This is a genomic window from Acinetobacter sp. YH12134 (genome assembly GCF_013418555.1).
GTDB lineage: Bacteria > Pseudomonadota > Gammaproteobacteria > Pseudomonadales > Moraxellaceae > Acinetobacter > Acinetobacter indicus.
The window spans coordinates 1-23,648 of sequence record NZ_VPBT01000009.1 but is presented as its reverse complement, the minus strand read 5'-3'; the positions used below and the strand labels follow the sequence as shown (position 1 = coordinate 23,648).

Annotated in this window: 19 protein-coding genes, 1 tRNA gene and 2 pseudogenes; 5 read left to right on the top strand and 17 right to left on the bottom strand. The window is 46.1% G+C overall.

Annotated features, from left to right (window positions below; all coding sequences use genetic code 11):
* Positions 1 to 38 precede the first annotated feature (38 nt).
* Positions 39 to 239 (bottom strand): dodecin family protein, encoded by a 201-nt coding sequence (locus FTU69_RS07030; RefSeq protein ID WP_005181715.1) that lies wholly within the window; start codon positions 237 to 239, stop codon positions 39 to 41.
* Positions 240 to 644: 405 nt separating this feature from the next.
* Here FTU69_RS07030 and FTU69_RS07025 point away from each other — a divergent pair, with 405 nt between their 5' ends.
* From FTU69_RS07025 to FTU69_RS07010, 4 genes and pseudogenes are all read left to right on the top strand, one after another.
* On the top strand, positions 645 to 806 hold the full coding sequence (locus FTU69_RS07025; protein WP_168369786.1) for a hypothetical protein: 162 nt from the start codon (positions 645 to 647) through the stop codon (positions 804 to 806).
* A 322-nt stretch (positions 807 to 1,128) separates the two neighbouring features.
* Positions 1,129 to 1,308, top strand: a complete 180-nt coding sequence (locus FTU69_RS07020) for a hypothetical protein (protein WP_005181710.1) — start codon at positions 1,129 to 1,131, stop codon at positions 1,306 to 1,308.
* A 9-nt stretch (positions 1,309 to 1,317) separates the two neighbouring features.
* Positions 1,318 to 2,655, top strand: coding sequence for a hypothetical protein (locus FTU69_RS07015; protein WP_180103635.1), 1,338 nt, complete (start codon positions 1,318 to 1,320; stop codon positions 2,653 to 2,655).
* 262 nt (positions 2,656 to 2,917) lie between these two features.
* Positions 2,918 to 3,880, top strand: a pseudogene (locus tag FTU69_RS07010) (hypothetical protein); the annotation flags it as partial.
* A 59-nt stretch (positions 3,881 to 3,939) separates the two neighbouring features.
* Here the strand turns inward: FTU69_RS07010 and htpG are convergent.
* The 5 genes from htpG to FTU69_RS06985 all read right to left on the bottom strand — a co-directional run bounded on the left by htpG (position 3,940) and on the right by FTU69_RS06985 (position 9,777).
* Positions 3,940 to 5,859 (bottom strand): molecular chaperone HtpG, encoded by a 1,920-nt coding sequence (htpG, locus tag FTU69_RS07005; RefSeq protein ID WP_005181707.1) that lies wholly within the window; start codon positions 5,857 to 5,859, stop codon positions 3,940 to 3,942.
* Positions 5,860 to 5,951: 92 nt separating this feature from the next.
* A complete protein-coding gene (locus FTU69_RS07000) occupies positions 5,952 to 6,296 on the bottom strand; it encodes a lysozyme inhibitor LprI family protein (RefSeq protein WP_016659674.1) in 345 nt (114 codons plus the stop codon).
* 171 nt (positions 6,297 to 6,467) lie between these two features.
* Positions 6,468 to 7,067 carry an OmpW family protein gene (locus FTU69_RS06995; RefSeq protein WP_163146198.1) on the bottom strand — a complete coding sequence of 200 codons (600 nt, stop codon included), beginning with the start codon at positions 7,065 to 7,067 and terminating at the stop codon, positions 6,468 to 6,470.
* Positions 7,068 to 7,423: 356 nt separating this feature from the next.
* Positions 7,424 to 8,791, bottom strand: a complete 1,368-nt coding sequence (locus tag FTU69_RS06990; protein WP_005181697.1) for a Na+/H+ antiporter family protein — start codon at positions 8,789 to 8,791, stop codon at positions 7,424 to 7,426.
* A gap of 110 nt (positions 8,792 to 8,901) precedes the next feature.
* Positions 8,902 to 9,777, bottom strand: a complete 876-nt coding sequence (locus tag FTU69_RS06985) for an alpha/beta fold hydrolase (RefSeq protein ID WP_168383607.1) — start codon at positions 9,775 to 9,777, stop codon at positions 8,902 to 8,904.
* A gap of 134 nt (positions 9,778 to 9,911) precedes the next feature.
* Here FTU69_RS06985 and FTU69_RS06980 point away from each other — a divergent pair, with 134 nt between their 5' ends.
* Entirely contained in the window at positions 9,912 to 10,394 is a 483-nt protein-coding gene (locus FTU69_RS06980) for a DUF4442 domain-containing protein (RefSeq protein WP_180103633.1), read from the top strand.
* A 56-nt stretch (positions 10,395 to 10,450) separates the two neighbouring features.
* On the opposite strand, the gene FTU69_RS06975 is transcribed toward FTU69_RS06980, so the two are convergent.
* The 11 genes and pseudogenes from FTU69_RS06975 to FTU69_RS06925 all read right to left on the bottom strand — a co-directional run.
* A complete protein-coding gene (locus tag FTU69_RS06975; RefSeq protein WP_005181692.1) occupies positions 10,451 to 10,807 on the bottom strand; it encodes a hypothetical protein in 357 nt (118 codons plus the stop codon).
* Between the two features lie 224 nt (positions 10,808 to 11,031).
* Positions 11,032 to 15,222, bottom strand: coding sequence for a DNA-directed RNA polymerase subunit beta' (gene rpoC / locus FTU69_RS06970; protein WP_005181690.1), 4,191 nt, complete (start codon positions 15,220 to 15,222; stop codon positions 11,032 to 11,034).
* A gap of 155 nt (positions 15,223 to 15,377) precedes the next feature.
* Entirely contained in the window at positions 15,378 to 19,466 is a 4,089-nt protein-coding gene (rpoB, locus tag FTU69_RS06965) for a DNA-directed RNA polymerase subunit beta (RefSeq protein ID WP_163146199.1), read from the bottom strand.
* Between the two features lie 309 nt (positions 19,467 to 19,775).
* The gene (rplL, locus tag FTU69_RS06960; protein ID WP_004774018.1) at positions 19,776 to 20,147 is read right to left on the bottom strand and encodes a 50S ribosomal protein L7/L12; all 372 of its coding nucleotides are present in this window, start codon (positions 20,145 to 20,147) and stop codon (positions 19,776 to 19,778) included.
* A 48-nt stretch (positions 20,148 to 20,195) separates the two neighbouring features.
* Positions 20,196 to 20,702 carry a 50S ribosomal protein L10 gene (gene rplJ, locus FTU69_RS06955; RefSeq protein WP_075167586.1) on the bottom strand — a complete coding sequence of 169 codons (507 nt, stop codon included), beginning with the start codon at positions 20,700 to 20,702 and terminating at the stop codon, positions 20,196 to 20,198.
* Positions 20,703 to 21,051: 349 nt separating this feature from the next.
* Complete coding sequence (gene rplA, locus FTU69_RS06950; RefSeq protein WP_005181684.1) at positions 21,052 to 21,747, bottom strand: 50S ribosomal protein L1; 696 nt, start codon at positions 21,745 to 21,747, stop codon at positions 21,052 to 21,054.
* Positions 21,748 to 21,750: 3 nt separating this feature from the next.
* Positions 21,751 to 22,179 carry a 50S ribosomal protein L11 gene (gene rplK / locus FTU69_RS06945; RefSeq protein ID WP_004868049.1) on the bottom strand — a complete coding sequence of 143 codons (429 nt, stop codon included), beginning with the start codon at positions 22,177 to 22,179 and terminating at the stop codon, positions 21,751 to 21,753.
* 118 nt (positions 22,180 to 22,297) lie between these two features.
* A complete protein-coding gene (gene nusG / locus FTU69_RS06940) occupies positions 22,298 to 22,831 on the bottom strand; it encodes a transcription termination/antitermination protein NusG (protein WP_005181681.1) in 534 nt (177 codons plus the stop codon).
* A gap of 7 nt (positions 22,832 to 22,838) precedes the next feature.
* Positions 22,839 to 23,279, bottom strand: a complete 441-nt coding sequence (gene secE / locus FTU69_RS06935; protein WP_005181678.1) for a preprotein translocase subunit SecE — start codon at positions 23,277 to 23,279, stop codon at positions 22,839 to 22,841.
* Positions 23,280 to 23,351: 72 nt separating this feature from the next.
* Positions 23,352 to 23,427, bottom strand: a tRNA-Trp gene (locus FTU69_RS06930).
* Positions 23,428 to 23,478: 51 nt separating this feature from the next.
* A pseudogene (locus tag FTU69_RS06925) lies at positions 23,479 to 23,648 on the bottom strand (elongation factor Tu); the annotation flags it as partial.

The window sequence follows — 23,648 nt, the reverse complement described above, 5'->3', positions numbered from 1 at the left end:
ATAAAAAATCCCCTTACGGGGATTTTTTTCTATGCGCCTTATTCCACCAGGAAACTGATTTTTAAATTGACCCGATACTCGGTAATCTTATTGTCCTTAATCACCACTTTCTGTTCATTAATCCAGGCACCCTGCAGGTTTTTGACTGTTTCACCGACTTTGGCAATGCCGCTTTGAATGGCATCTTCAAAACTTTTATTACTGCTGGCATTCACTTCTACTACTTTTGCAATCGCCATGATTGATCCCTCAGTGTTGGTATAAACGTTCATCTTAGAATAAAAAATAGACAATAAAAGAGCGCTTAACCATAGCGCGTCAAAAACTTACATCTCTATACAGATCAAGGGATTTGTACAGAGATGACGCGTGGATGGGGCAAAAAATCTGGAGATTTTTTCATCTTAAAACAGGATGATCTCGTTCTTGTAATAATCATCATTAATTTAAATCTTGTAGCTAAATGATTAGAGCAATTATTCTAATTTATTGTTTTTAAATGTTATTTTTTAACAAAAAGTCTTAAACTTGCCGATATGATCATTTTCTCTCAATCACAACGCGCTATCATAGCTGTTGTTTGAATACACTCTCCCACGATGACTTTTCTCCCAAGTCATCCTTTTTTTGTGAAGGTAAGATTGATGAACGTTTTAAAAGCGCTTGGCCTGTTTATGGTCACCCTGTATGCAGCCAATGTATCAGCAGAAATGGTTTATGTACCAAGCTTCCCGACTGAAAAAGCCCACACTGAAACCGTGAGCAACGATCAGCCTGCAAGCGCTGAACAGAACAAAGAAGCTTAAGCACTTCTTTAAATATAAGCAGACCTCAGGTCTGCTTTTTTTATTGCGGTTTAGAACAATTCTGTGGCTGACACCTGATCCGACCAGACAATTCCAGACTGACATTTTTTGTCAATTCGGCATCATGATCTGTTTATTCTCTGATTTAACTGAAATTTATCTAAAAAATTTTTTAATATTTATTATATTGAAATCCCAATTTCTGTCATAAATGCCTAAAAATCCACAAAAGCTGACATTTTTTTTCATGTAATTTTTAGTGAAATACCTATAATCAAAGTGATCCAAAACAATTATTTAAGTACAGGTTGATGAGAGAGCAATGCACGAACTTCAAGCCCTGATTCAGAGAAAAATTTCTCCACAAGAGATTAATGTAGAAAATCTGGTGGCGCTGGCGGAACATTATTCACAGCCGCATTCTGCCGAATACAAATTGGTTGAACTGGCCCTGAATATTGTCCTGGCCAGTTATCTGGAAAAAGCACAACAACTGGTTTAAGTTTCCACCATGAATACTTTAGAAAAATCCCGGCTGATTAAAGAACTGCATGACCTGACGGGCGCACTGGAGCGTCGTTCCTTGAGTCTGTATGAAACCGCCAAGGCCAAAAGCCGGATTAAAAGTATTTTTGTTGAATGCGACCAGCCTCTGTTTAAAAAGCAGATTCTGGCCTATAAGACACAGGTGCAGCCGGAACGTTCTGCCGAAGAATTTGCGCGTGACACCATTTATGCACGTTCTTTTCGGGGCGTGTTTCAGCAGGTCGAGGCGCTAGAACAGGCCTTATATGCCCAGCCCGATTCAGGTTGGGCCATCTTGTATCAGCCCGCCTCCGGCTGGCAAATCTGGCTGATTCCGGCACCCGCACGTACTGCCCTGCTCAGTGACTGGGGCAATCTGGAACAGGTCTATCGCTGGATGTTGCAACAGCAGCATCAGTATCGCAGTCTGCATACCGATCTGGAATTACTTAACCAGCAAAACTATGCCGCAACGCAGGCCTTTCAGCATACCGTCGCAGCACGTTCATCTGTAGCGATAGAACCTGAAGCAGCAGCTCAGCAGTTCAAGCCTACCAAAGCCGCACCTGTTCAGCCTGAACAGCAAGCAGATTCCGTACCCGAAGCAGAGTCTAGCGCCCGTCATCTGCTGCTCAATCAGCTCAGCTGCCCGATTTCCGAATTACCCCTGGACCATCTGCCGGCGGAAACACTGTGCCGGGTATTTTTACCGGCCCGGCCTGAAGTGATGCAGTATGCCGATGTGCTGGTTCATGATGCAGAGCAAGCGGCTCTGCTCAAACGCCCCGGTTATGTGGCCGAGCAAATTAATGCCCAAGGCCGTTTTATTAAATATCTGGTCTTGTTTGGCGCCTTGGATGCTATGCAGGCCACCCGTTTTGCCCATGCCTTTAGCCAGCAGCACGAACATAAAATTGCCGCAATTCGTGAAATAGACAGCGCTGTACTGGAAAGCCAGCTGTTTGCGCTGGACAGTCTGTTTCAGTGCTATCAACATGCCGAGCAGATGATCTGGCACAAAGAAGATTATTATCCGTTTATTCCGCTACAACTGATTCATACCCAGAAATTTATCCAGTTTGAAGAAACAGCAGCCACGCTGGCCACACCGCTGATTTTATTAAAAGAGCGACAAAAAATTCGCCTGATTCATGGCCAGCAGCGTTTACAACTGGCGCGTACCGAACAGGCCTATCCCTATATTCTGCTCGATCGTCAGCAGGGCGTGAGCTGGCAGATCATTCAAAAAGTCCTGAATCATCTGCCTGCGCCGGTCGATCCTTTACGTCTGGTTCAGGCCATTCAACAGCTCACCGCCAGTTAATGTTTATGTTTTTGTAGCTGCATCTTGCTTTTCGCCTGAAGATTTTCAACACTAGCAAAAAGAGCTTAAAGATCAGTAAATAATGCCAAGAAAAGTACATTTTATAGCGCCATCATTATTATTATTTTGCCTGTTAGGCAGTGGATATACGGTTGCAGACAACAATACCGACCTGGACGCAGAACAGCAGACCGCACCACCAGGTTATGAGGTGCCGCTGGTACCCGAAACTGAGGCGGGTAATGGTTTTTTCTATACCCTGCCGCGCCTGATTGATGCCACCCCAACCATTTTGCCGGAACAGTCGAATGAACCGATTGTGCAGCCCACGCATGAAACCGAAGAACAAAGCTGGGTAGACCGGCGCCAGAAACAGATTCGCCTCTGGGCAGACAATACCGCACATAAAATTGATAACTGGTTTGGAGAAACCAGCCCGGAGGAACCGGCCTCTGCGACCTTGCGTATTCTGGTCGACAGTCGCTGGAACAAATATGATGACTACGATATTAAACCGCGGGTACGTGGCCGGATTAAACTGCCGACGCTGGAACGCAAATTAAGTCTGGTCTTTGGTGATGACTCGCTGGATAACGAACTGCAAAACAGTGTTGCCATTACCAATGAAAACCCCAGCAACAGCCCGGACAAAACCCTAGATGGCCGACGGGCGCGTGAAGACAACAGCTCCTTAGCCTTACGCTGGTCTGACTTCACTGAACGTTTGCCTTTTGAAACCGATGCCGACCTCGGGGTGCGTTCTGGCGATGATATTTATGCCCGTTTAAAAATTGCCAAGGACTGGGAACTGGTCAATGATTTTTCCTTTCATGCCGAGCAGATTTACCGTTACGGCCTCGACAGTGAAAACTATTTAAGAACAAACCTGGAACTTATTCATGCCCGGCCTGATCATCCGTTTTTAAGCAACCAGTTTAGCCTGACCTATGCCGATGAACAGGATGATGACCTCAGATGGGACAATTACAGCTTTAGACAGCACCAGTTTTTCCATGGCAACCGTTTTAACTACGGGCTCTACACCGGCGGTTATTATCATAATGATGATTTACGCCTGAACAGCTGGGGGCCATTTGTGTCCTGGCGTCAGCCGTTCTTGCGCGAATGGTTTTTTGTGCAGGGCGACCTGAATTACTATAATGATGACCGTGAAGACCGCAGCCATTTCCCGAGTGTCTTGCTGCGTTTAGAAGCCCTGTTCTAAAACCATCAACAATATAATCGTGCATTAAAAAACCTCCCGCAGGAGGTTTTTTGATGGGCTTATTTCAATAATAAGCTGTTGATCCGTTTCAGGTACTCTGCCGGATTTTCTGGTAGTCCCCCTTCTGCAATCAGGGCCTGATCAAAAATCACATTGGCCAGATCATCAAACTGGGCCGAACCTTGCAGTTTTTGCACCAACGGATGCTGCGGGTTAATTTCCAGAATCGGTTTCATTTCTGGCACCGGCTGACCGGCATCTTTCAGCATCCGGATCAGCTGTGGCGACAATTCCCCGTCAGCCGTAACCAGACAGGCTGGAGAATCAACCAGTCGTGTGGTCACGCGCACTTCTTTGGTTTTGTCTTTCAACGATTCAGACAGCTGCTCCACCACTGGCTTAAACTGCTCTGCCGCCTGTTCCAGTGCCTTCTTCTCTTCAGCATCTTGCAGATCGCCCAAATCGACCGCACCTTTAGACACGTTTTGCAGCGGTGTACCATCAAACTCATGTACGAAGTTCATGGCCCATTCATCAACACGTTCAGTCATCAGCAGGACTTCAATGCCTTTTTTCTTGAACAGCTCCAGCTGCGGCGAGTTCTTGGCCGCGGTCAGGCTATCTGCGGTTACATAGTAAATGGCTTTCTGGCCGTCCTGCATCCGCGCTTTGTAATCTGCCAGTGAGGTACTGACCTCATCCTGGGTGGAGGTCGCATAGCGTAATAATTTCAGGATACGCTCACGGTTACCAAAGTCTTCGCCCAGGCCTTCTTTTAAGACCGAACCAAATTCACGATAGAAAGTCTTGAAGTTGTTCTGGTCTTTTTCATCTTCAGATTTGGCCAGACCATCCAGCATGGTCAGCACACGGCGTGCGTTACCTTCACGTATGGTTTTCACATCGCGGCTTTCCTGTAGCAGTTCACGGCTGACGTTCAGCGGTAAATCGGCGCTATCCACCACACCCTGTACAAAACGCAAATAGTTTGGAATCAGGTTGTCAGCATCATCCATAATAAATACGCGTTTGACATACAGCTTGATGCCAGCTTTGGCTTCGCGGGTAAAAATATCATGTGGTGCTTTTGGCGGAATATACAGCAACTGGGTATATTCGGTGCTGCCTTCGACACGGTTATGCGACCAGGCCAGCGGTGCCTCAAAATCATGGCTCAGGTTTTTATAAAACTCGATATACTGTTCTTCGCTAATCTCGTTTTTACTGCGGGTCCATAAAGCACTGGCCGAGTTAATCGCTTCCCATTCATCAGTTTTCACATACTGGCCGCCTTTTGGCTGTTCACCTTCCGCTACTTCCTCTTCCTGCCAGACTTCTTTTTGCATTTGAATGGGCAGGCTGATGTGATCAGAATATTTATTGATAATCTGCTTCACTTTATAGCTTTGCAGATAGTCCAACGCATCTTCACGTAAATGCAGGATGATGTCGGTGCCACGACCTTCCTTGTTGATTTGCTCGACTTCAAATTCACCGGTGCCACCGCTGATCCAGCGTACACCTTCCGATGCGTCCAGACCGGCACGGCGTGATTCTACGGTAATTTTATCGGCCACAATAAAGCCAGAGTAGAAACCCACCCCAAACTGGCCAATCAGCTGGGCATCGGCTTTTTGATCACCGGTCAGCTTGGACATAAAGTCTTTGGTGCCGGATTTGGCAATGGTCCCCAGGTTATCAATCGCTTCCTGCTGGCTTAAACCAATACCGTTATCGGAAATGGTCAGGGTATTGTTCTCTGCATCCAGACGCACACGCACGCGCAGGTCCGGATCATTTTCATAATATTCAGGATGGTTAATGCCTTCAAAACGCAATTTATCGCAGGCATCAGAGGCGTTAGAAATCAGTTCACGCAGAAAAATTTCAGGGTTGGAATAAAGAGAATGCGTCACCAAATGTAAAAGCTGAGCCACTTCAGCCTGGAAACTGTGTTTTTGTGCGCTTTGTTCGCTCATTCATCACTCCTTAAATTGACAGCATTGTTGTATTGGAATGCCTTATGAATTGGAGTGAGGCGACGATTTTTCAATAGGAAAACAAAAAAATATTAAAATGGGCCCTGCTGATAGACCCGCTGCATATACTGCTCCAGCTTTTGCTGACGCATCTGGTAAACCTGGGTCAGACATTCAACCGACTGGCCACAGCGGTCACGCAGGGCCAGCCAGCGCACCTGTTCATCCCGTATAGCCGAACGTGTCCCCATCGGTACCAGACGGTTAATAATTTTATAGGTGGTGGCCATCTTCACATCGGCATCATTAACATTACGATGTTCACAAATGGCATGTTCGGTTGGGGTTTGAGCACGTTCACAATTAAAGCTGGCTGCAGCGGCAGGCAGGCTGATCAAACTGGCGAAGACCAAGGCAAAGGTTGTATTTCTATTCATATTTGATCTTCTCACTTTTTCATTTCTTTCATTTCATTCACTACAAATTAAATGAAAACGAATACTTAACTCAATATTCTGATTTTGTTCTATTGTTATCATTTTGCAATAAAAAGGCCCCATCACAAGGATGGGGCTACGCTGAATTTTATTATTGGTACTTTTTTATAATTAGAATTTGTAGCTATAACCGATGGTGTACACCATTGGATCGATATCTAAATCGAATTGGGCTGCCACATCACCACTTAAAGTAACTTCAGGGCTAAGTTGCGCATAACGTGCATCAAAGAATACGCCCCAGTTTTTGGCATCTGCTGGCTGGAAGTTAAAACCAATCTGGCCGGCAAAACCAAAATCTTCTTTTACTTTCACATCGGTATCACCCAGACCTTTGGTACGCTCATCCCAAGCCACAAATGCGGTACCACCGACACCAATGTACGGTGTAAAACCGGTATTGTTTTTAAAATGGTATTTTGCCGTCAGCGTTGGTGGTAAATGTTTAATACGTACCACATCTGTACCCGCTAACTGAACATCATGGTTAATTGGTGCAGCTAAAAGCAGTTCTGTCGAAATATTGTCATTAAAGAAATATTCAACTGACGGGGTAAATGCATATTCATGATCTGCCTCAACTGTTGCGCCGCCGAGATTATAATCGCCTGTAGGTGCTACAACCGAACCGCCCAGCTTGACTTGCCATTGGCCTGCCATCGCAGAAGCAGAAAGACCCATTAATGCAACGAGTGTAATTTGCTTTAACATTTTAATACCCCACTGGAAGATTATTTATTCAAAAATTAAACATTAATTAATAATAAACACGTTATAAATTAATATGCAATACTTATCCGATATAATAATTTTATATTATTTTCAAACTATTGATTATTAAATTAATTTATTTTAACCAACCACGCAACTTGGTTTTAAATACCAACCTGATTTATCAAGATTAAATAATAATATTCAGATTAAAATACTCAGGTTTATTTTAAACACTCTATAATATATATTTTAAATACATCTATTATTAGATTATCAGAATGATTATAAGATTTATTATAAATACATCTATGATTCAAAAAAATCCCGGGATTTTATTCCCGGGATATTTCAGGTTAAAGCACCATGGCGGCAATCCAGCCAAAAATCATCAGCGGGATATTAAAGTGAATAAAGGTCGGCACTACACTGTCTTTCATATGGTCATGCTGACCATCCATATTCAGGCCTGAGGTTGGCCCCAAGGTCGAATCCGAAGCAGGTGAACCGGCATCGCCCAGTGCAGCCGCAGTCCCAATGATCGCAATAGTTGCTGCAGGACTAAAACCAAATTGAATACAGAGCGGTACATAAATAATCGCCAGAATCGGAATGGTAGAGAATGATGAACCGATGCCCAAAGTAATCAGCAAACCAATCAACAACATTAAAAAGGCTGCAAGTGCCTGGCTATTACCAATCCAGTCAACCGACGCTTCAACCAGCGCAGAAACCTGTCCTGTTGCCTCAATCACGGCAGCAAAACCTTGCGCAGCAATCATAATAAAGCCAACCAGTGCCATCATCCGCATACCGGTAATAATAACATCGTCCGCTTCTTTCCACTTAAAGATCCCGGCACAGCTCAGAATCGCTACACCAACCAGACCGGCCAGAATCATCGAATCTGAATACAGCTGCACGCCAAGGGTTACCAGAATCGCAATGACTGCCATCCAGATGGTGAACGTCGCCACTTCAGGTTGACCTGATTTTTGTGCCACACCCATTTCAGCCGAAATGCTTTGCTGCTCTTCAATATGCACGTCTTTATATTCACGTGGCTTACGGTATGAGAAAAACACCGCGATCAGCAAACCGACAAACATCCCGAATACCGGAATGGCCATCGCTGTTGGAATCTGGTCATAGCTGATCTCAAATCCATACGGCTTGCCAAAGGTATTAATATTATGGCCCAGAATATCATTCAGGAAGATGGCGCCAAATCCGACCGGCACCAGCATATAGGTGGCCACCAGACCAAAGGTCAATAAACAGGCCACCAGACGACGGTCCAGTTTCAGGTGGTTAAATACCATCAACAATGGCGGAATCAGCACCGGAATAAAGGCAATATGTACCGGAATCACGTTCTGGGAGAATACCGCGGCAATGGCCACCACCAGGAAAATAAAGTATTTGACCCGGTTTTGCGCTTTCAGATCGGCCTCACCCTTTAAGGTGTGAATCATTTTATAGGCCAATAAATCAGGTAAACCTGAACGCGCCAGAGCCAGTGCAAAAGCACCTAAAATACCGTAGGCCAAAGCAATTTTAGCACCACCGCCCAGGCCATTATTAAACGCCTCTAAAGTACCTTGCAGGCCCAAACCAGCCAGCAAACCACCCGTAACGGCACCAATGACCAGTGCAAAAACAACAGGAACACGTGCCAACGACAGCCCGAACATGACTGCGATGGCGGCAAGAATTGCAAACATAAGAAAAGACGGATCGAGAAAAAACGCTATTTTATCAGAGATTGATCGCTATTTAGCTGCTGTTGTTGCGCTGTCCGATATTTGTCTTGACCTTGCCAGTAACAGTCAAATTAACTACCTGATTTTGAAAATGCAAAATCCCGAAGATGTTGAGCAATCCGCTCCGGCTGGCTTAAAATTGCCCAGTGATTGGCCGCAATCTCCACTCGCTGGAAGTCTGCTGCCCAGTTCGGCACTTCATCAATCAGCTCCGGACTGACAAAGCGGTCTTCGGTCAGTACCACGGCCTGTACCGGACAAATCGCCACACGCTGACGTGGTTTGAGCAAACGCGGGATAAAATTGGCCCGATACAGATTGACGCCATATTGACCATCCTGCTGGATATTCGGGTTTAAGGCCAGACCCGAGCTTTGCTCCAGCTGCTGTAGCATTTTGCCCCAGCGCTCTGCACTCATGTATTGCCACACCGTCGGTGCCAGTAAGGGCAATTGAAACACAGCGATATACCAGGACTTGCCCAGCTGTTTTAAGAATTTAGTCTTACCCTGCTGTAACTGGGCACGCATCCAGAATGCAGCATGGTCCAGACAAGGCCCGGAAATGCTGCTGTAAGAAAGAATCCGCTGGCGAAACCGGGCATCGGTCACCGACTCCCAGGACTGAATTGAACCCCAATCATGCGCAGCCAGATGAAATGGCCGGTTGGGCAGCACTGCATCCACCACAGTCAGTAAATCTTCAGACAGGCGTGCCAGCCGATAATCATGAATATGCTTCGGAATGGAAGACTGACCGGCCCCACGCACATCATAGGTCACAATATAAAAATCCTGAATCAGCTGGGTAATAACAGCTTCCCAGACTTCCTGATTGTCGGGATAACCATGAACCAGTACCAGCGCCGGATTGTCCGGCTTGCCCCAGCTTTTGACATACAGGCGCTGCTGGTCTGAGGTATGAATCCACTGCGTATGAGCGTGCATGATGACATCCTGTTCTGTTTATGGGTGATTTCTTGTATTGGCTGTTTATTGGCAAGTGCAGTCAATCAAATCAATGCCACCTGCCGGTTTCTGTTCTAGTATGCAGATCAGTGCAATAAAAATAATTGACCCTTATGAGCCTTTTAAAAAAACTACAGACAATTCCGACCCTGTCCAAATTCCTGATCAATCGCTATGCCCCCTATCGCGGCGCCGGTATTGCGGTCGAGAAAATGGATCTGGCCAATTACCACATTCGTGTCAAAATGCCACTGACGCGTAAAAACCAGAATATTGTTGGGGTGCATTTTGGCGGTAGCCTGTATGCCATGGTCGATCCGTTTTATATGCTGCTGTTGATGCATCATCTTGGCTCAAAATATATTGTCTGGGATAAGGCCGCGACCATCCGCTTTCTAGCGCCCGGTCGCAGTATGGTCTATGCCGATATCCGCCTCAATGCCATGGAGGTCGCTACCATTCGGGAACTGGCCGAGAATTACGCACCGGTGTATCGCAACTATCACCTGAATATTTTTGATGAAGCCGGCGTACGTATTGCCGAGGTAGAAAAGACGGTATACATCCGCCGCAGAAAGCCGCATGCTGCCGGCTAAATAAAAAAGCGCTTATCTTTAAGCGCTTTTTTTATGTGAGATCGTCTAAACCAGACTTAGCGGTTCTGCTCAATCGCGGCACCTGCACCGCCACCAATCGCACCACCAATCGCTGCACCAGTACTACCACCGAAGATGCTTTTACCTACCGCAGAACCAATTGCACCGCCGACACCACTATAGGTCGCGTTACGGTTTGAACCATCCTGGGTTTTACTACCCACTGCTGCACCGGCACCACCACCAATGGCTGCACCTGCAGTACCGCCGACATTACCACCGACACCACCACCAATTGCACCACCTAAGGCCGCTGCACCAATACGCTGTTCATTTGGAGACATACTTTCACAGCCGGCCAGCATAAAGGTAGATAAGGTGGCGGCTGCCATAACACCGATAACTTTTTTCATGATCGCTCTTCCCCTGTTTTGGTCATAGCTTTAGCTTATTCGATATTGATGGGTCGAATCTGAGCAATATGTTACCAACTTGGTAACCAATAGAGGATTTATGTAAAAACACCCGCTTTGCAGCAGCAACCCGGCCCATCTAACGCCAAAGTACAGCGCGATACCCTTTTTTCAGGCATAAAAAAAGACGCCCGAAGGCGTCTCTTGGTTGTCATTTCACCAGCTTAGAATTCCTGGTTAAATGCCTGACTTAATGCTTGGTCTACATCAGAGAAGTCATTTTGCAGTTCAAATTCTGCAGCTTCTGCTTCCTGACGACGACGCTCTAAGTGGTAAGCCAAACCTGTACCCGCTGGGATCAGACGACCAACAACGACGTTTTCTTTCAGACCACGTAGATCATCTTCTTTACCGGTTACAGCCGCTTCAGTTAACACACGTGTGGTTTCCTGGAACGATGCAGCAGAGATGAACGAATCCGTCGACAGCGATGCTTTGGTAATACCCATCAACTGGCGATCAAACTTCGCTGGGAACTTGTTCTGTGCAAGTACAGCCTGGTTTTCTTGAACCACGCGGATGTAATCCACCTGTTCGCCTTTGATGAAGCTGGTATCACCACCGTCAGTGATTTCAACTTTACGCAGCATTTGACGTACGATGACTTCAATATGCTTGTCGTTGATTTTTACACCTTGCAGACGGTAAACGTCCTGAACTTCGTTCACGATGTAGTTGGTCAACGCCACTTCACCTTTCAGACGTAAGATGTCATGCGGGTTTTGTGGACCATCAGAAATGGTTTCACCACGGTTCACATGCTCACCTTCGAACACGTTAATAGTACGCCATTTCGGAATCAGCTCTTCGTAGATCTCTGAACCATCATCCGGGGTAATCACCAGACGGTTCTTACCTTTGGTCTCTTTACCGAAGCTCACGATACCTGACACTTCTGCCAAAATCGCATGCTCTTTTGGTTTACGTGCTTCGAACAAGTCAGCAACACGCGGCAGACCACCAGTAATATCACGGGTACGTGAAGATTCTTGTGGTACACGACCAATAACGTCACCGACACCAATGGTTTCGCCATCGCGAACCGAAAGAATAGTGTTTTGTGGCAGGAAGTAGAACTGTTCACCACCGTCCACGGTGTCTAACACAACAGCAGGACGTAAATCTTTACCTGACGCAGGACGTGAAGTCACTGGCAAGATTTCGATTGTGGTCATACCGGTTGCATCATCCGTTTTCGAGGTTACAGTGACACCATCAGCGATCTGGCTGAAACGTACTTTACCTGCAACTTCAGTTACCAGTGGATGGGTATGCGGATCCCAAGTCGCCACGATACCGCCTGCTTCTACCGCTTCGCCATCTTTCAGCAAGATTGACGCACCGTAAGGCAGTTTATAGCGCTCGCGCTCACGACCTAAGTCATCTGCAATACCAATTTCACCTGAACGAGAGGTCGATACCAGGTGACCTTTGGCATGTTGTACAGTTTTCACGTTGTGGAAACGTACGGTACCTTTGTTACGCACTTGAACGCTGTTGGCAGCAGAAGTTCGGCTTGCCGCACCACCCACGTGGAAGGTACGCATGGTTAACTGTGTACCTGGCTCACCAATTGATTGTGCCGCCATAACACCCACAGATTCACCTGGGTTCACCAAGTGACCGCGTGCAAGGTCACGACCATAACATTTCGCACACACACCGAAGGTCGATTCACATGATACTACTGAACGTACTTTCACTTCGTCGACACCTTGCTCTTCCAGGAAGTTGGCAAGTTTTTCGTCAATTAAGGTGTTACGTGGCAGGATCACTTCATCTGAACCGGCTTTCTTCACGTCTTCAGCAACCACACGACCCAGTACTCGCGTACCCAGGTTCTCGATCACGTCACCGCCCTGAATGAATGGTGTCATCACCAGACCAGCCATGGTGCCACAATCTGGCTCAGTGATCACCAAGTCTTGCGCAACGTCAACCAGACGACGCGTCAGGTAACCCGAGTTCGCAGTTTTCAGTGCAGTATCGGCCAAACCTTTACGCGCACCGTGCGTTGAAATGAAGTACTGAAGTACCGTCAAACCTTCACGGAAGTTCGCCTTAATTGGTGTTTCAATGATCGAGCCATCCGGCTTCGCCATCAGACCACGCATACCTGCAAGCTGACGAATCTGAGCTGCCGAACCACGGGCACCAGAATCCGACATCATGTAGATCGAGTTGAATGATTTCTGCTTCTCGTCTTCACCCTGTTTGTTTTTCACAGTGGTGAAAGACAAGTTGTCCATCATCGCTTTCGCTACCTGGTCATTGGTACGTGCCCAGATATCGACGACTTTGTTATAACGTTCACCGGCCGTTACGAAACCTTGTTCGAACTGTTGTTCGATTTCACGAACTTCAGCTTCTGCCTTGTCAATGATCGCCTGTTTGCTTGGTGGAATAACCATGTCTTCCATACCAACAGATACACCTGAACGCGTCGCTTGACGGAAGCCCAAGTACATTAATTGGTCAGCAAAGATTACCGTGTCTTTCAGACCCAGTTTACGGTAGCAAGAGTTGATTAACTTAGAGATGTTTTTCTTGGTCATCTCAACGTTTATTTGCTCAAAGCTTAAACCTTCTGGCACAACTTCCCAAAGCAGGCAGCGACCTGGCGTGGTGTCTACAACAATAGTTTGTTGCTCACGCTCACCGTTGTCATTGATCACAGTTTGGTATACACGCGCTTTTACGCGAGCGTGTAGATCAACCTGACCAGTTGCAAGAGCACGGTTAACTTCATGCGTATCTGCGAACACCATGCCTTCACCTTTGGCATTTACTGCATCACGGGTGATGTAGTAAAGACCCAAGACCACGTCCTGAGACGGTACGATGATTGGCTCACCGTTGGCTGGAGACAGAATGTTGTTGGTCGACATCATTAACGCACGCGCTTCTAATTGCGCTTCAAGTGTTAATGGTACGTGTACCGCCATCTGGTCACCGTCGAAGTCGGCGTTGAACGCAGCACAAACGAGCGGGTGCAGACGGATCGCTTTACCCTCAATCAGAATCGGTTCAAACGCTTGCAGACCCAAACGGTGAAGGGTTGGCGCACGGTTCAACATCACTGGATGCTGACGAATCACAGATGCAAGAACATCCCAAACTTCTGGCGTCTCGCGCTCAACCATTTTCTTCGCAGCTTTAATGGTAGTGGCTTGACCAGAGGCTTGCAGTTTCGCAAAGATGAACGGCTTGAACAGTTCCAGCGCCATTTTCTTCGGAAGACCACATTGGTGCAAACGTAAAGTAGGACCTACGGTAATCACCGAACGGCCTGAATAGTCAACACGTTTACCCAACAAGTTCTGACGGAAACGACCTTGCTTACCTTTGATCATATCGGCCAAAGATTTCAGCGGACGTTTGTTCGAACCGGTAATCGCACGACCACGACGACCGTTATCAAGCAATGCATCTACAGACTCTTGTAACATACGTTTTTCGTTACGTACGATGATGTCTGGCGCTGCAAGGTCAAGAAGACGCTTCAAACGGTTGTTACGGTTAATCACACGACGGTAAAGGTCGTTCAGGTCAGACGTTGCGAAACGGCCACCTTCAAGCGGAACCAGCGGACGAAGGTCTGGCGGAAGTACTGGCAGTACATTCATCACCATCCATTCTGGCTTGTTGTTCGACTCTTTGAACGCTTCCATCAATTTCAAACGCTTAGACGCTTTTTTCAGTTTCGTCTCAGAGGTTGTTTGTGGAATTTCTTCACGCAGGCGTGAGATTTCGTTTTCAAGATCGATGTCTTTTAACAGGTCCTGAACTGCTTCTGCACCCATTTTCGCTGTGAATTCATCACCGTGCTCTTCCAACGCATTGAAGTATTCTTCATCGTTCAGAAGCTGGTATTTCTCAAATGGAGTCATACCTGGGTCAGTCACTACATAAGATTCGAAATACAGAACACGTTCGATATCACGTAAGGTCATGTCTAATAACAGACCGATACGGCTCGGCAGTGATTTTAAGAACCAGATGTGTGCTACTGGAGATGCCAGCTCGATGTGACCCATACGCTCACGACGAACTTTTGCAGTTGTTACTTCAACGCCACATTTTTCACAGATGACGCCTTTGTATTTCATACGCTTGTATTTACCACACAAGCATTCGTAATCTTTGACTGGACCAAAGATTTTGGCACAGAACAAACCGTCACGTTCTGGTTTGAAGGTACGGTAGTTAATGGTTTCAGGCTTTTTAACTTCACCATGAGACCACGACTTAATCATTTCTGGTGACGCAAGACCAATACGGATGCGATCAAACTCTACAGGAGCATGACCGTCTGAGTCCGTCTTTTTGCGCATGATATCGAGCAAGTCTTTCAATTTTTTTCTCCGTGTGCCGGTAAGATTTTCACTTTCCGACTGGGTCACAAATATTGTTTTTTAACTGAATTTTAATCCCCCTTAATCCCCCTTTTTCAAAGGGGGAAAAGTCCCTCTTTTACAAAGAGGGATTTAGGGAGATTTAATGGAGATTCTTAGTCACCATTTTTCAGTTCAATGTTGATACCTAAAGAACGGATCTCTTTGGTCAATACGTTGAACGATTCAGGCATGCCCGGATCCATATAATGGTTACCATCTACAATGTTCTTATAGATGCGGGTACGGCCTTCAACGTCATCCGACTTCACAGTGAGCATTTCTTGAAGCGTATAAGCTGCACCGTATGCTTCTAGTGCCCAGACTTCCATCTCACCGAAACGCTGACCACCGAATTGTGCCTTACCACCCAGCGGCTGCTGTGTTACTAATGAGTAAGAACCAGTTGAACGCGCATGCATCTTGTCATCAACCAAGTGGTTCAGTTTCAGCATGTACATGTAACCGACAGTAACTGGACGGTCGAAACGCTCACCCGTACGGCCATCATACAATACGGTTTGACCGGTACGTGACAGACCCGCAAGTTCAAGCAAGTCTTTGATCTGACCTTCTTCAGCACCGTCAAATACAGGTGTTGCCAATGGAACACCGGCACGCAGGTTGCCAGAAAGCGCCAAGATTTCATCATCCGTCAGGCTGTCAAGATCTTCTTGCTCGCCGCCCACCTTGTTGTAAATCTTGTCCAAGAATTCACGCAGTTCAAGAATGGTGCGCTGTTCTTTCAGCATCTTGTCGATCTGATCACCCAGACCTTTGGCTGCCATACCCAAGTGCGTTTCCAGAATCTGACCCACGTTCATACGCGATGGTACACCCAGCGGGTTCAGTACCACGTCTACCGGCACACCGTTGGCATCGTGTGGCATGTCTTCAACTGGCAGAATGTTGGATACAACACCCTTGTTACCGTGACGACCCGCCATCTTATCACCCGGCTGGATACGACGTTTCACTGCAAGGTAAACTTTAACCACTTTCAGTACGCCAGTGGTCAGTTCGTCACCGGTAGACAGTTTGCGTTTCTTCTCAGCGAATTTCTCGTCAATTTCAAAGCTCTTCTCTTTCAGGAAGGTTTGAATTTGCGTTAAACGTTCCGCAATCGCTTCGTCACTTGGCTGGATTTCAAGCAGATCAACCAGTTCAAGACCAGACAGCATATCTTCAGACAGTTTATCACCACGTTTGGTGCCGCCACCGCCATTCGATTCCTGACCTTTTAACAGACGGACAATACGTTCACGTGCTGCTTCTTCGAAGATTTTGTATTCTTCTTTCAAGTCTTTACGGTATGCATCAAGCTGCGCTTTCTCAATCGCCAGTGCACGTTCGTCTTTTTCCAGACCATCACGGGTAAAGACCTGAACGTCAATCACTGTACCTTTGGTGCCCGATGGAACACGTAAAGAGGAGTCTTTTACATCCGCTGCTTTTTCACCGAAGATGGCACGAAGCAGTTTTTCTTCAGGCGTCAACTGAGTTTCACCTTTTGGTGTTACTTTACCCACCAGGATGTCACCGGCAGTCACTTCTGCACCGATGTAAACGATACCTGATTCGTCCAGTTTAGACAGCGCAGCTTCACCGACGTTTGGAATATCAGCCGTGATTTCTTCAGCACCCAGTTTGGTATCACGTGCAACACATGACAGTTCCTGAATGTGAATCGACGTTAAACGGTCTTCTTGAAGCACACGCTCAGAAAGCAAGATCGAGTCTTCGTAGTTGTAACCATTCCAGGTCATGAACGCCACGCGCATGTTTTGACCCAGGGCCAGTTCACCGCCATCTGTCGATGGACCATCCGCCAGGATGTCACCACGTGCAACTTTATCGCCTAAACGTACCACAACGTTCTGGTTGATACAGGTGTTCTGGTTTGAACGCGTGTATTTGATTAGGTTGTAGATATCTACACCTGCTTCACCCGCGATCATTTCATCTTCATTCACGCGAATTACGATACGTGATGCATCAACAAACTCGATCACACCACCACGGCCTGCAACCACACACACACCTGAGTCACGTGCCACGTTGGCTTCCATACCGGTACCAACCAGCGGTTTGTCCGCGATTAGTGTAGGTACGGCCTGACGTTGCATGTTTGAACCCATCAATGCACGGTTGGCGTCATCGTGTTCAAGGAATGGAATCAGCGATGCTGCAACAGAAACCACCTGCTGAGCAGATACGTCCATATGAGTCACTTTTTCAGGTGACATACGTACGAATTCACCGTGGTGACGTACAGAAACGAATTCTTCAGTCAGGTTACCGTCCTGATCTACAACCGAGTCGGCCTGTGCAATCACAGTACCCACTTCTTCAATCGCAGACAGGTATTCAACTTCATCCGTTACACGACCATCAACAACTTTACGGTAAGGCGTTTCTAAGAAACCAAAGTTGTTACATTTTGCATATACAGAAAGCGAGTTGATCAAACCAATGTTTGGACCTTCAGGCGTTTCAATTGGACACACACGACCGTAGTGAGTTTGATGTACGTCACGTACTTCGAAGCCAGCACGTTCACGCGTCAAACCACCAGGCCCAAGCGCTGATACACGACGCTTGTGGGTGATTTCAGACAATGGGTTGTTTTGGTCCATGAACTGAGATAACTGGCTTGAACCAAAGAATTCCTTGATTGCAGCAGCCACTGGCTTCGCATTGATTAAATCTTGCGGAGACAGGTTATCAGTTTCAGCCTGTGATAGACGTTCTTTAACCGCACGCTCTACACGAACCAGACCGACACGGAATTGGTTTTCAGTCATTTCACCCACTGAACGAACACGACGGTTACCCAAGTGGTCGATATCGTCGACTTCACCTTTACCGTTACGGATTTCAACCAATGTTTTCAGTACATCCGTGATGTCTTCGTTCGACAGGATGCCTTCAACTTCGCGCGACTTCTGGTCAGTACCAACTTCATAAGGACGACCCAGACGACGGTTGAACTTCATACGGCCGACTGGTGACAGGTCATAACGCTCAGAAGAGAAGAACAGGTTGTTAAACAGGTTCTCAGCTGCTTCTTTGGTTGGTGGCTCGCCTGGACGCATCACTTTGTAGATTTCAACCAGTGCTTCTTCACGACCTGTAGTCGTATCGGCACGTAGCGTATCTGCAATGAATGAACCGCAGTCGATGTCGTTGGTGAACAGGATATTGAACTGCTTCACGCCGCCTTCAGCCAGCTTCACCATCACTTCATGGCTTAACAGTGTATTGGCCGGAATCACATCGCCATCTTTCAGCACGATGTCTTCGGCAGTAATGCGCTCATACAGGTATTCATCCGGCACTGACAGTTTGGTCAGACCAGAGGCTTCCATTTGACGAACATGACGTGCGTTGATACGCTTACCTTGTTCAACAATGACTTTACCATCAGCATCAGTGATATCGAATTGTGCCATTTCGCCACGCAGACGTTCTGGAATCAAGTCGATCTGATAGCTACCCATATCCAGGTAAACAGGAACTTTTTCGTAGAACAGGTCAAGAATCTGTTCGTTGTTATAGTTCAGGGCACGCAGAACCACAGTCGCCAGTAATTTACGACGACGGTCGATACGTACATAGACTAAATCTTTGGCATCAAATTCAAAGTCTAACCATGAACCACGGTAAGGAATAATACGCGCTGAATACAGCACTTTACCGCTTGAGTGAGTCTTACCTTTGTCATGGTCAAAGAATACGCCTGGTGAACGGTGTAATTGCGATACGATTACACGCTCGGTACCGTTGATCACAAAAGTACCGTTATCCGTCATCAATGGCATTTCGCCCATATAGACTTCTTGTTCACGTACGTCTTTGATTGATTTCGTTTCACGATCTTTCAAGATCAAACGAATTTTAACGCGCATTGGTGCCGCATAAGTTGAGCCGCGAAGAATACATTCGCGCACATCAAACTCTGGTTTACCAAGACTATACTCAACAAATTCTAAAGCAGCATTGCCAGAATAACTTTCTATAGGAAAAACTGAACGAAATGCGGCTTGGAGACCGATATCTTCGCGGTTTTTTGGAGATTTGCCATCTTGCAAGAAAGTACGGTACGAGTCGACTTGAATCGCCAACAGGTACGGTGCTTCCATGACTTGGGGCAATTTACCAAAATTCTTACGGATCCGTTTCTTTTCGGTATATGAGTATGCCATCTGGAGTCCTCGGAAAGTAAACCAAGCCCGCCTGCAGAACGGGCTCAGAAGGAATTACGCAGGCCGATATGGCCACCACTCTTTACAAATGCTGCAATTTTTAGTGGTATTAAAACGCTTAACAATATTTTTTAACATTGAAAAATATTGGTAAGCGTTTGATTGTTATCTTTATTTTTAATTTGTATGAAATTTATATCATGCAAACAAAAATCGAGCCGATTATTGTAACGCAAAAAGGCTGATGACCCAAGAGCCATCAGCCATTTTTTGGAGTCGATTATAAAAAAATCGACTCCGCTTAAGCTATTACTTAAGTGTAACTGTAGCACCAGCTTCTTCAAGTTTCTTCTTAAGCTCTTCGCCTTCTTCTTTAGAAACGCCTTCTTTAAGTACTGCTGGAGCACCTTCAACCATGTCTTTCGCTTCTTTAAGACCAAGGCCAGTCGCTTCACGAACTGCTTTAATTACTGCAACTTTGTTTGCACCGAAAGAAGTCAACTCAACGTTGAATTCAGTTTGCTCTTCAGCAGCAGCAGCGCCAGCGCCTGGAGCAGCAGCAACTGCAACAGCAGCAGCAGATACGTTGAATTTCTCTTCGAAAGCAGAGATCAGTTCAACAAGTTCAAGAACAGTTTTTTCAGCAACTGCGTTTAAAATTTCTTCGTTAGTTAAAGCCATGAGAATAACTCCAAATGGAAATTGAATGGTGTGTAAATTGATTTAAGCTTAAGCTGCTTCTGACTCGTTTTTCTCTTTGAGTGCTGTAATAAGGCGACCCAATTTCGAAATAGGAGCTTGAAGAACGTTTGCAAGCATAGTAAGCGCTTTTTCTTGGTTCGGAAGATTTGCAATCACGCTAACTTCAGCACCTTGATAAACCTTGCCGTCAAATGCAGCAGCTTTAAGTTCAAATGCTTTGTTTGTTTTAGCGAAATCTTCGAACAAGCGTGCAGCTGCACCCATGTCGTCTTCAGAAGTCGAGAAAGCTAAGATTGTTGGACCAACAAGAGTTGCATTCAAGATATCGAATTGAGTACCTTCGAATGCACGCTTAGCCAAAGTATTACGCACGATACGAGTCGTAACACCAAGCTTACGCGCTTCAACACGTAAAGCAGTTAATTGCTCAACGGTTAAACCTTGATAGTCAGCAACAACAGCAGAGAACGCGCGAGAAGCAACTTCGTTTACTTCTGCTACGATCTGTTTTTTGTCTTCGATAAGAAGAGCCATTGTAAAACCTCCTAACGGTGATTTATGTACCCACAAGGGATACACTCCCAATTCGTGAATTCATCACTGAACTCACACGCGGAGGAGGAATAAATCACACCACCGCGTCTACGCAGGCTGGGATTTTAAGAGAAGAGCATAAAACTCCCCTCGCCTGAGGTCTTTGACGCTGATAAATTCTCATTTACCAATTCAAAGTCCGCCTGAGGATCGATCAGCAAAGCAACGCTTTGCCGATCCGCAAGACGAGAAGCTATGCTTCGAGTGAAGCTTATACCCTCTCTTGCATGAAATTTAAAGCAGTGCTTTAAATTTCACTCAGGACTTTAAAATTCTGTCTAAGTTAAACTTAGTTAGAAACGTTGTTTACATCAACAGTCAGACCAGGACCCATAGTTGAGCTTAGAGTGATCTTTTTGATGTATACACCTTTAGAAGTCGCAGGTTTTGCTTTCTTCAGGTCAGCTACAAGAGCTTCAACGTTTTGACGAACAGCTTCAGCAGTGAAACCTACTTGACCGATCGCAGCGTGGATGATACCCGCTTTGTCTACACGGTAACGTGCTTGACCAGCTTTTGCATTTTTAACTGCAGTTGCTACGTCAGGAGTAACCGTACCCACTTTAGGGTTTGGCATTAAGCCACGTGGACCAAGGATTGTACCTAATTTACCTACAACGCGCATTGCATCTGGAGCAGCAATTACCACGTCAAAGTCAAGGTTACCCGCTTGGATACTTTCAGCCAGGTCATCAAAACCAACTACGTCCGCGCCTTCAGCTTTAGCAGCTTCAGCAGCAGCGCCTTGAGCAAACACAGCTACACGTACAGTTTTACCTGTACCTGCAGGAAGTGTAGTCGCGCCACGAACAACCTGGTCAGATTTACGAGGGTCAACACCTAGGTTTACAGATACATCCAAAGATTCTTTGAATTTAGCTGCAGGAAGGCTGTTAAGAACTTGTACTGCTTCTTCCAAAGTATAAACTTTGTTTGCTTCTACAGCAGCAGCAATGGCTTTTTGACGTTTAGTTAACTTTGCCATGTCTTATAGCTCCACTTCCAAGCCCATAGAACGTGCAGAACCAGCGATGGTACGTACACGCGCGTCTAAGTCAGCACCAGTTAAGTCTGGTTCTTTCGTAGTCGCGATCTCTTCTAACTGAGCACGAGTCAACTTACCAACTTTAGTTTTGTTTGGTACAGCTGAACCCTTCTGGATACCAGCAGCTTTCTTAAGCAGAATAGCAGCAGGTGGAGTTTTCATGATGAATGTGAACGACTTGTCGTTGTACACAGTGATCACTACTGGAATTGGAAGACCAGCTTCAACTTTTTGTGTCGCAGCATTGAATTCTTTACAGAATGCCATGATGTTAACACCACGTTGACCCAGTGCAGGACCAATTGGTGGAGATGGATTTGCTTTACCAGCTGGAACTTGCAGCTTGATATAGCCGTCAATCTTCTTAGCCATTTTCAATTACCTCTGGGTACAAACGCCGCTAGGCTCCCCAATGATTTCTAAGTAACGATACCGTTACAACAACAATGCCCGATCCATAACAAATCGGGCGTTTTCAACCAGCAGTGAATTAAACTGATTTTTCGACTTGGCGAAATTCCAGCTCAACCTGTGTTGGTCGATTGAATACATTAATCGTCAACGTTAAACGCGACTTGTCGTAAAGGACTTCTTCCACCACGCCTTTAAAGTCGGTGAATGGACCGTCAATTACCAGTAATTCTTCGCCTGGTTCAAACATCGTCTTCGGACGAGGTGCTTCACCAGTATTGCGTACACGTGCAAGAATCGCATCAGCTTCACGCTGCGTAATTGGCGCAGGTTTTTCCGGTGTACCACCAATAAAACCTAATACTTTTGGACATTCTTTTACAATGTGCCAAGTATCATCATTCATTTCCATTTCGACTAGCACATAGCCCGGAAAGAATTTACGCTCAGATTTACGTTTCTTGCCATCCTTCATTTCTACCACTTCTTCGGTAGGAACCAGGACTTCACCAAAGCTATCGGCAACAGCGCTACGCTGGATTCGATCATTAAGCGAACGCATCACTTGTTTTTCATAACCAGAATAGGCATGAATAATGTACCAACGTTTCATAGCTCTCTTACCCGATAATAAATTTAATCGCCCAACCTAAAACGTAGTCAAAACACCACAATAAAATGGATGCTACAACTACAACTGCAAGTACGTGCCAAGATGTGGTCACTGTCTCTTGCTTGGTTGGCCAAGTCACTCGACGCAGCTCGATTCGTGAATCTTTCAATAAACGAACAAAGCCTTTGCCTTGATGGGTGGCGTATAATAAACCTAAAGCCACTACGATACAAGCCAAAATTACCCCAACGCGCACCCAAATATCATTTGCCGGTGCCCAGTACGCTGGTAGATGCTGATTCACCATGGTTGCCGCAATGAATAAAATCAAGGCGATAATCCACAACACGTAGTCTAATGGAGAACCCGAATTTACAACTTCAGCAGGATTATTTCTTTGAGGAATTGGCGCTTCGCTTAATGCGTCACGCGATTTATCATTCGACATTTTTGTACTCGTCGTAGGATTCGCGACTTATTATATGACCAGTTTTGCCAGCATCAAGCTTTTTTTGAAAAATGGCAGGCCAGGAGGGACTCGAACCCCCAACATTCGGTTTTGGAGACCGACGCTCTACCAATTGAACTACTGGCCTGTAGAACAAGCCGAAATCCGCAAACTTCGGCTTGTGAAACTTATTTTATAATTATGCAGTTACTTTAGCAACTACACCCGCACCTACAGTACGGCCACCTTCACGGATCGCGAAGCGTAAACCAGCGTCCATTGCGATTGGGTGGATTAATTCTACTGACATTTCAACGTTGTCGCCTGGCATAACCATTTCAACGCCTTCTTTCAGCTGGATCGCACCAG

Bases quoted from the DNA above. Each gene is read 5' to 3' on its own strand.
- rplK (WP_004868049.1), bottom strand. From the start codon at position 22,179: ATGGCTAAGAAGATTGACGGCTATATCAAGCTGCAAGTTCCAGCTGGT.
- htpG (WP_005181707.1), bottom strand. From the start codon at position 5,859: ATGAGCGAACAAAGCGCACAAAAACACAGTTTCCAGGCTGAAGTGGCT.
- rpoB (WP_163146199.1), bottom strand. From the start codon at position 19,466: ATGGCATACTCATATACCGAAAAGAAACGGATCCGTAAGAATTTTGGT.
- rplJ (WP_075167586.1), bottom strand. From the start codon at position 20,702: ATGGCTCTTCTTATCGAAGACAAAAAACAGATCGTAGCAGAAGTAAAC.
- FTU69_RS07025 (WP_168369786.1), top strand. From the start codon at position 645: ATGAACGTTTTAAAAGCGCTTGGCCTGTTTATGGTCACCCTGTATGCA.
- nusG (WP_005181681.1), bottom strand. From the start codon at position 22,831: ATGAAACGTTGGTACATTATTCATGCCTATTCTGGTTATGAAAAACAA.
- rplA (WP_005181684.1), bottom strand. From the start codon at position 21,747: ATGGCAAAGTTAACTAAACGTCAAAAAGCCATTGCTGCTGCTGTAGAA.
- FTU69_RS07030 (WP_005181715.1), bottom strand. From the start codon at position 239: ATGGCGATTGCAAAAGTAGTAGAAGTGAATGCCAGCAGTAATAAAAGT.
- FTU69_RS07020 (WP_005181710.1), top strand. From the start codon at position 1,129: ATGCACGAACTTCAAGCCCTGATTCAGAGAAAAATTTCTCCACAAGAG.
- FTU69_RS06990 (WP_005181697.1), bottom strand. From the start codon at position 8,791: ATGTTTGCAATTCTTGCCGCCATCGCAGTCATGTTCGGGCTGTCGTTG.
- rplL (WP_004774018.1), bottom strand. From the start codon at position 20,147: ATGGCTTTAACTAACGAAGAAATTTTAAACGCAGTTGCTGAAAAAACT.
- FTU69_RS07000 (WP_016659674.1), bottom strand. From the start codon at position 6,296: ATGAATAGAAATACAACCTTTGCCTTGGTCTTCGCCAGTTTGATCAGC.
- secE (WP_005181678.1), bottom strand. From the start codon at position 23,279: ATGTCGAATGATAAATCGCGTGACGCATTAAGCGAAGCGCCAATTCCT.
- FTU69_RS06985 (WP_168383607.1), bottom strand. From the start codon at position 9,777: ATGCACGCTCATACGCAGTGGATTCATACCTCAGACCAGCAGCGCCTG.
- FTU69_RS06975 (WP_005181692.1), bottom strand. From the start codon at position 10,807: ATGAAAAAAGTTATCGGTGTTATGGCAGCCGCCACCTTATCTACCTTT.
- FTU69_RS06980 (WP_180103633.1), top strand. From the start codon at position 9,912: ATGAGCCTTTTAAAAAAACTACAGACAATTCCGACCCTGTCCAAATTC.
- FTU69_RS06995 (WP_163146198.1), bottom strand. From the start codon at position 7,067: ATGTTAAAGCAAATTACACTCGTTGCATTAATGGGTCTTTCTGCTTCT.
- FTU69_RS07015 (WP_180103635.1), top strand. From the start codon at position 1,318: ATGAATACTTTAGAAAAATCCCGGCTGATTAAAGAACTGCATGACCTG.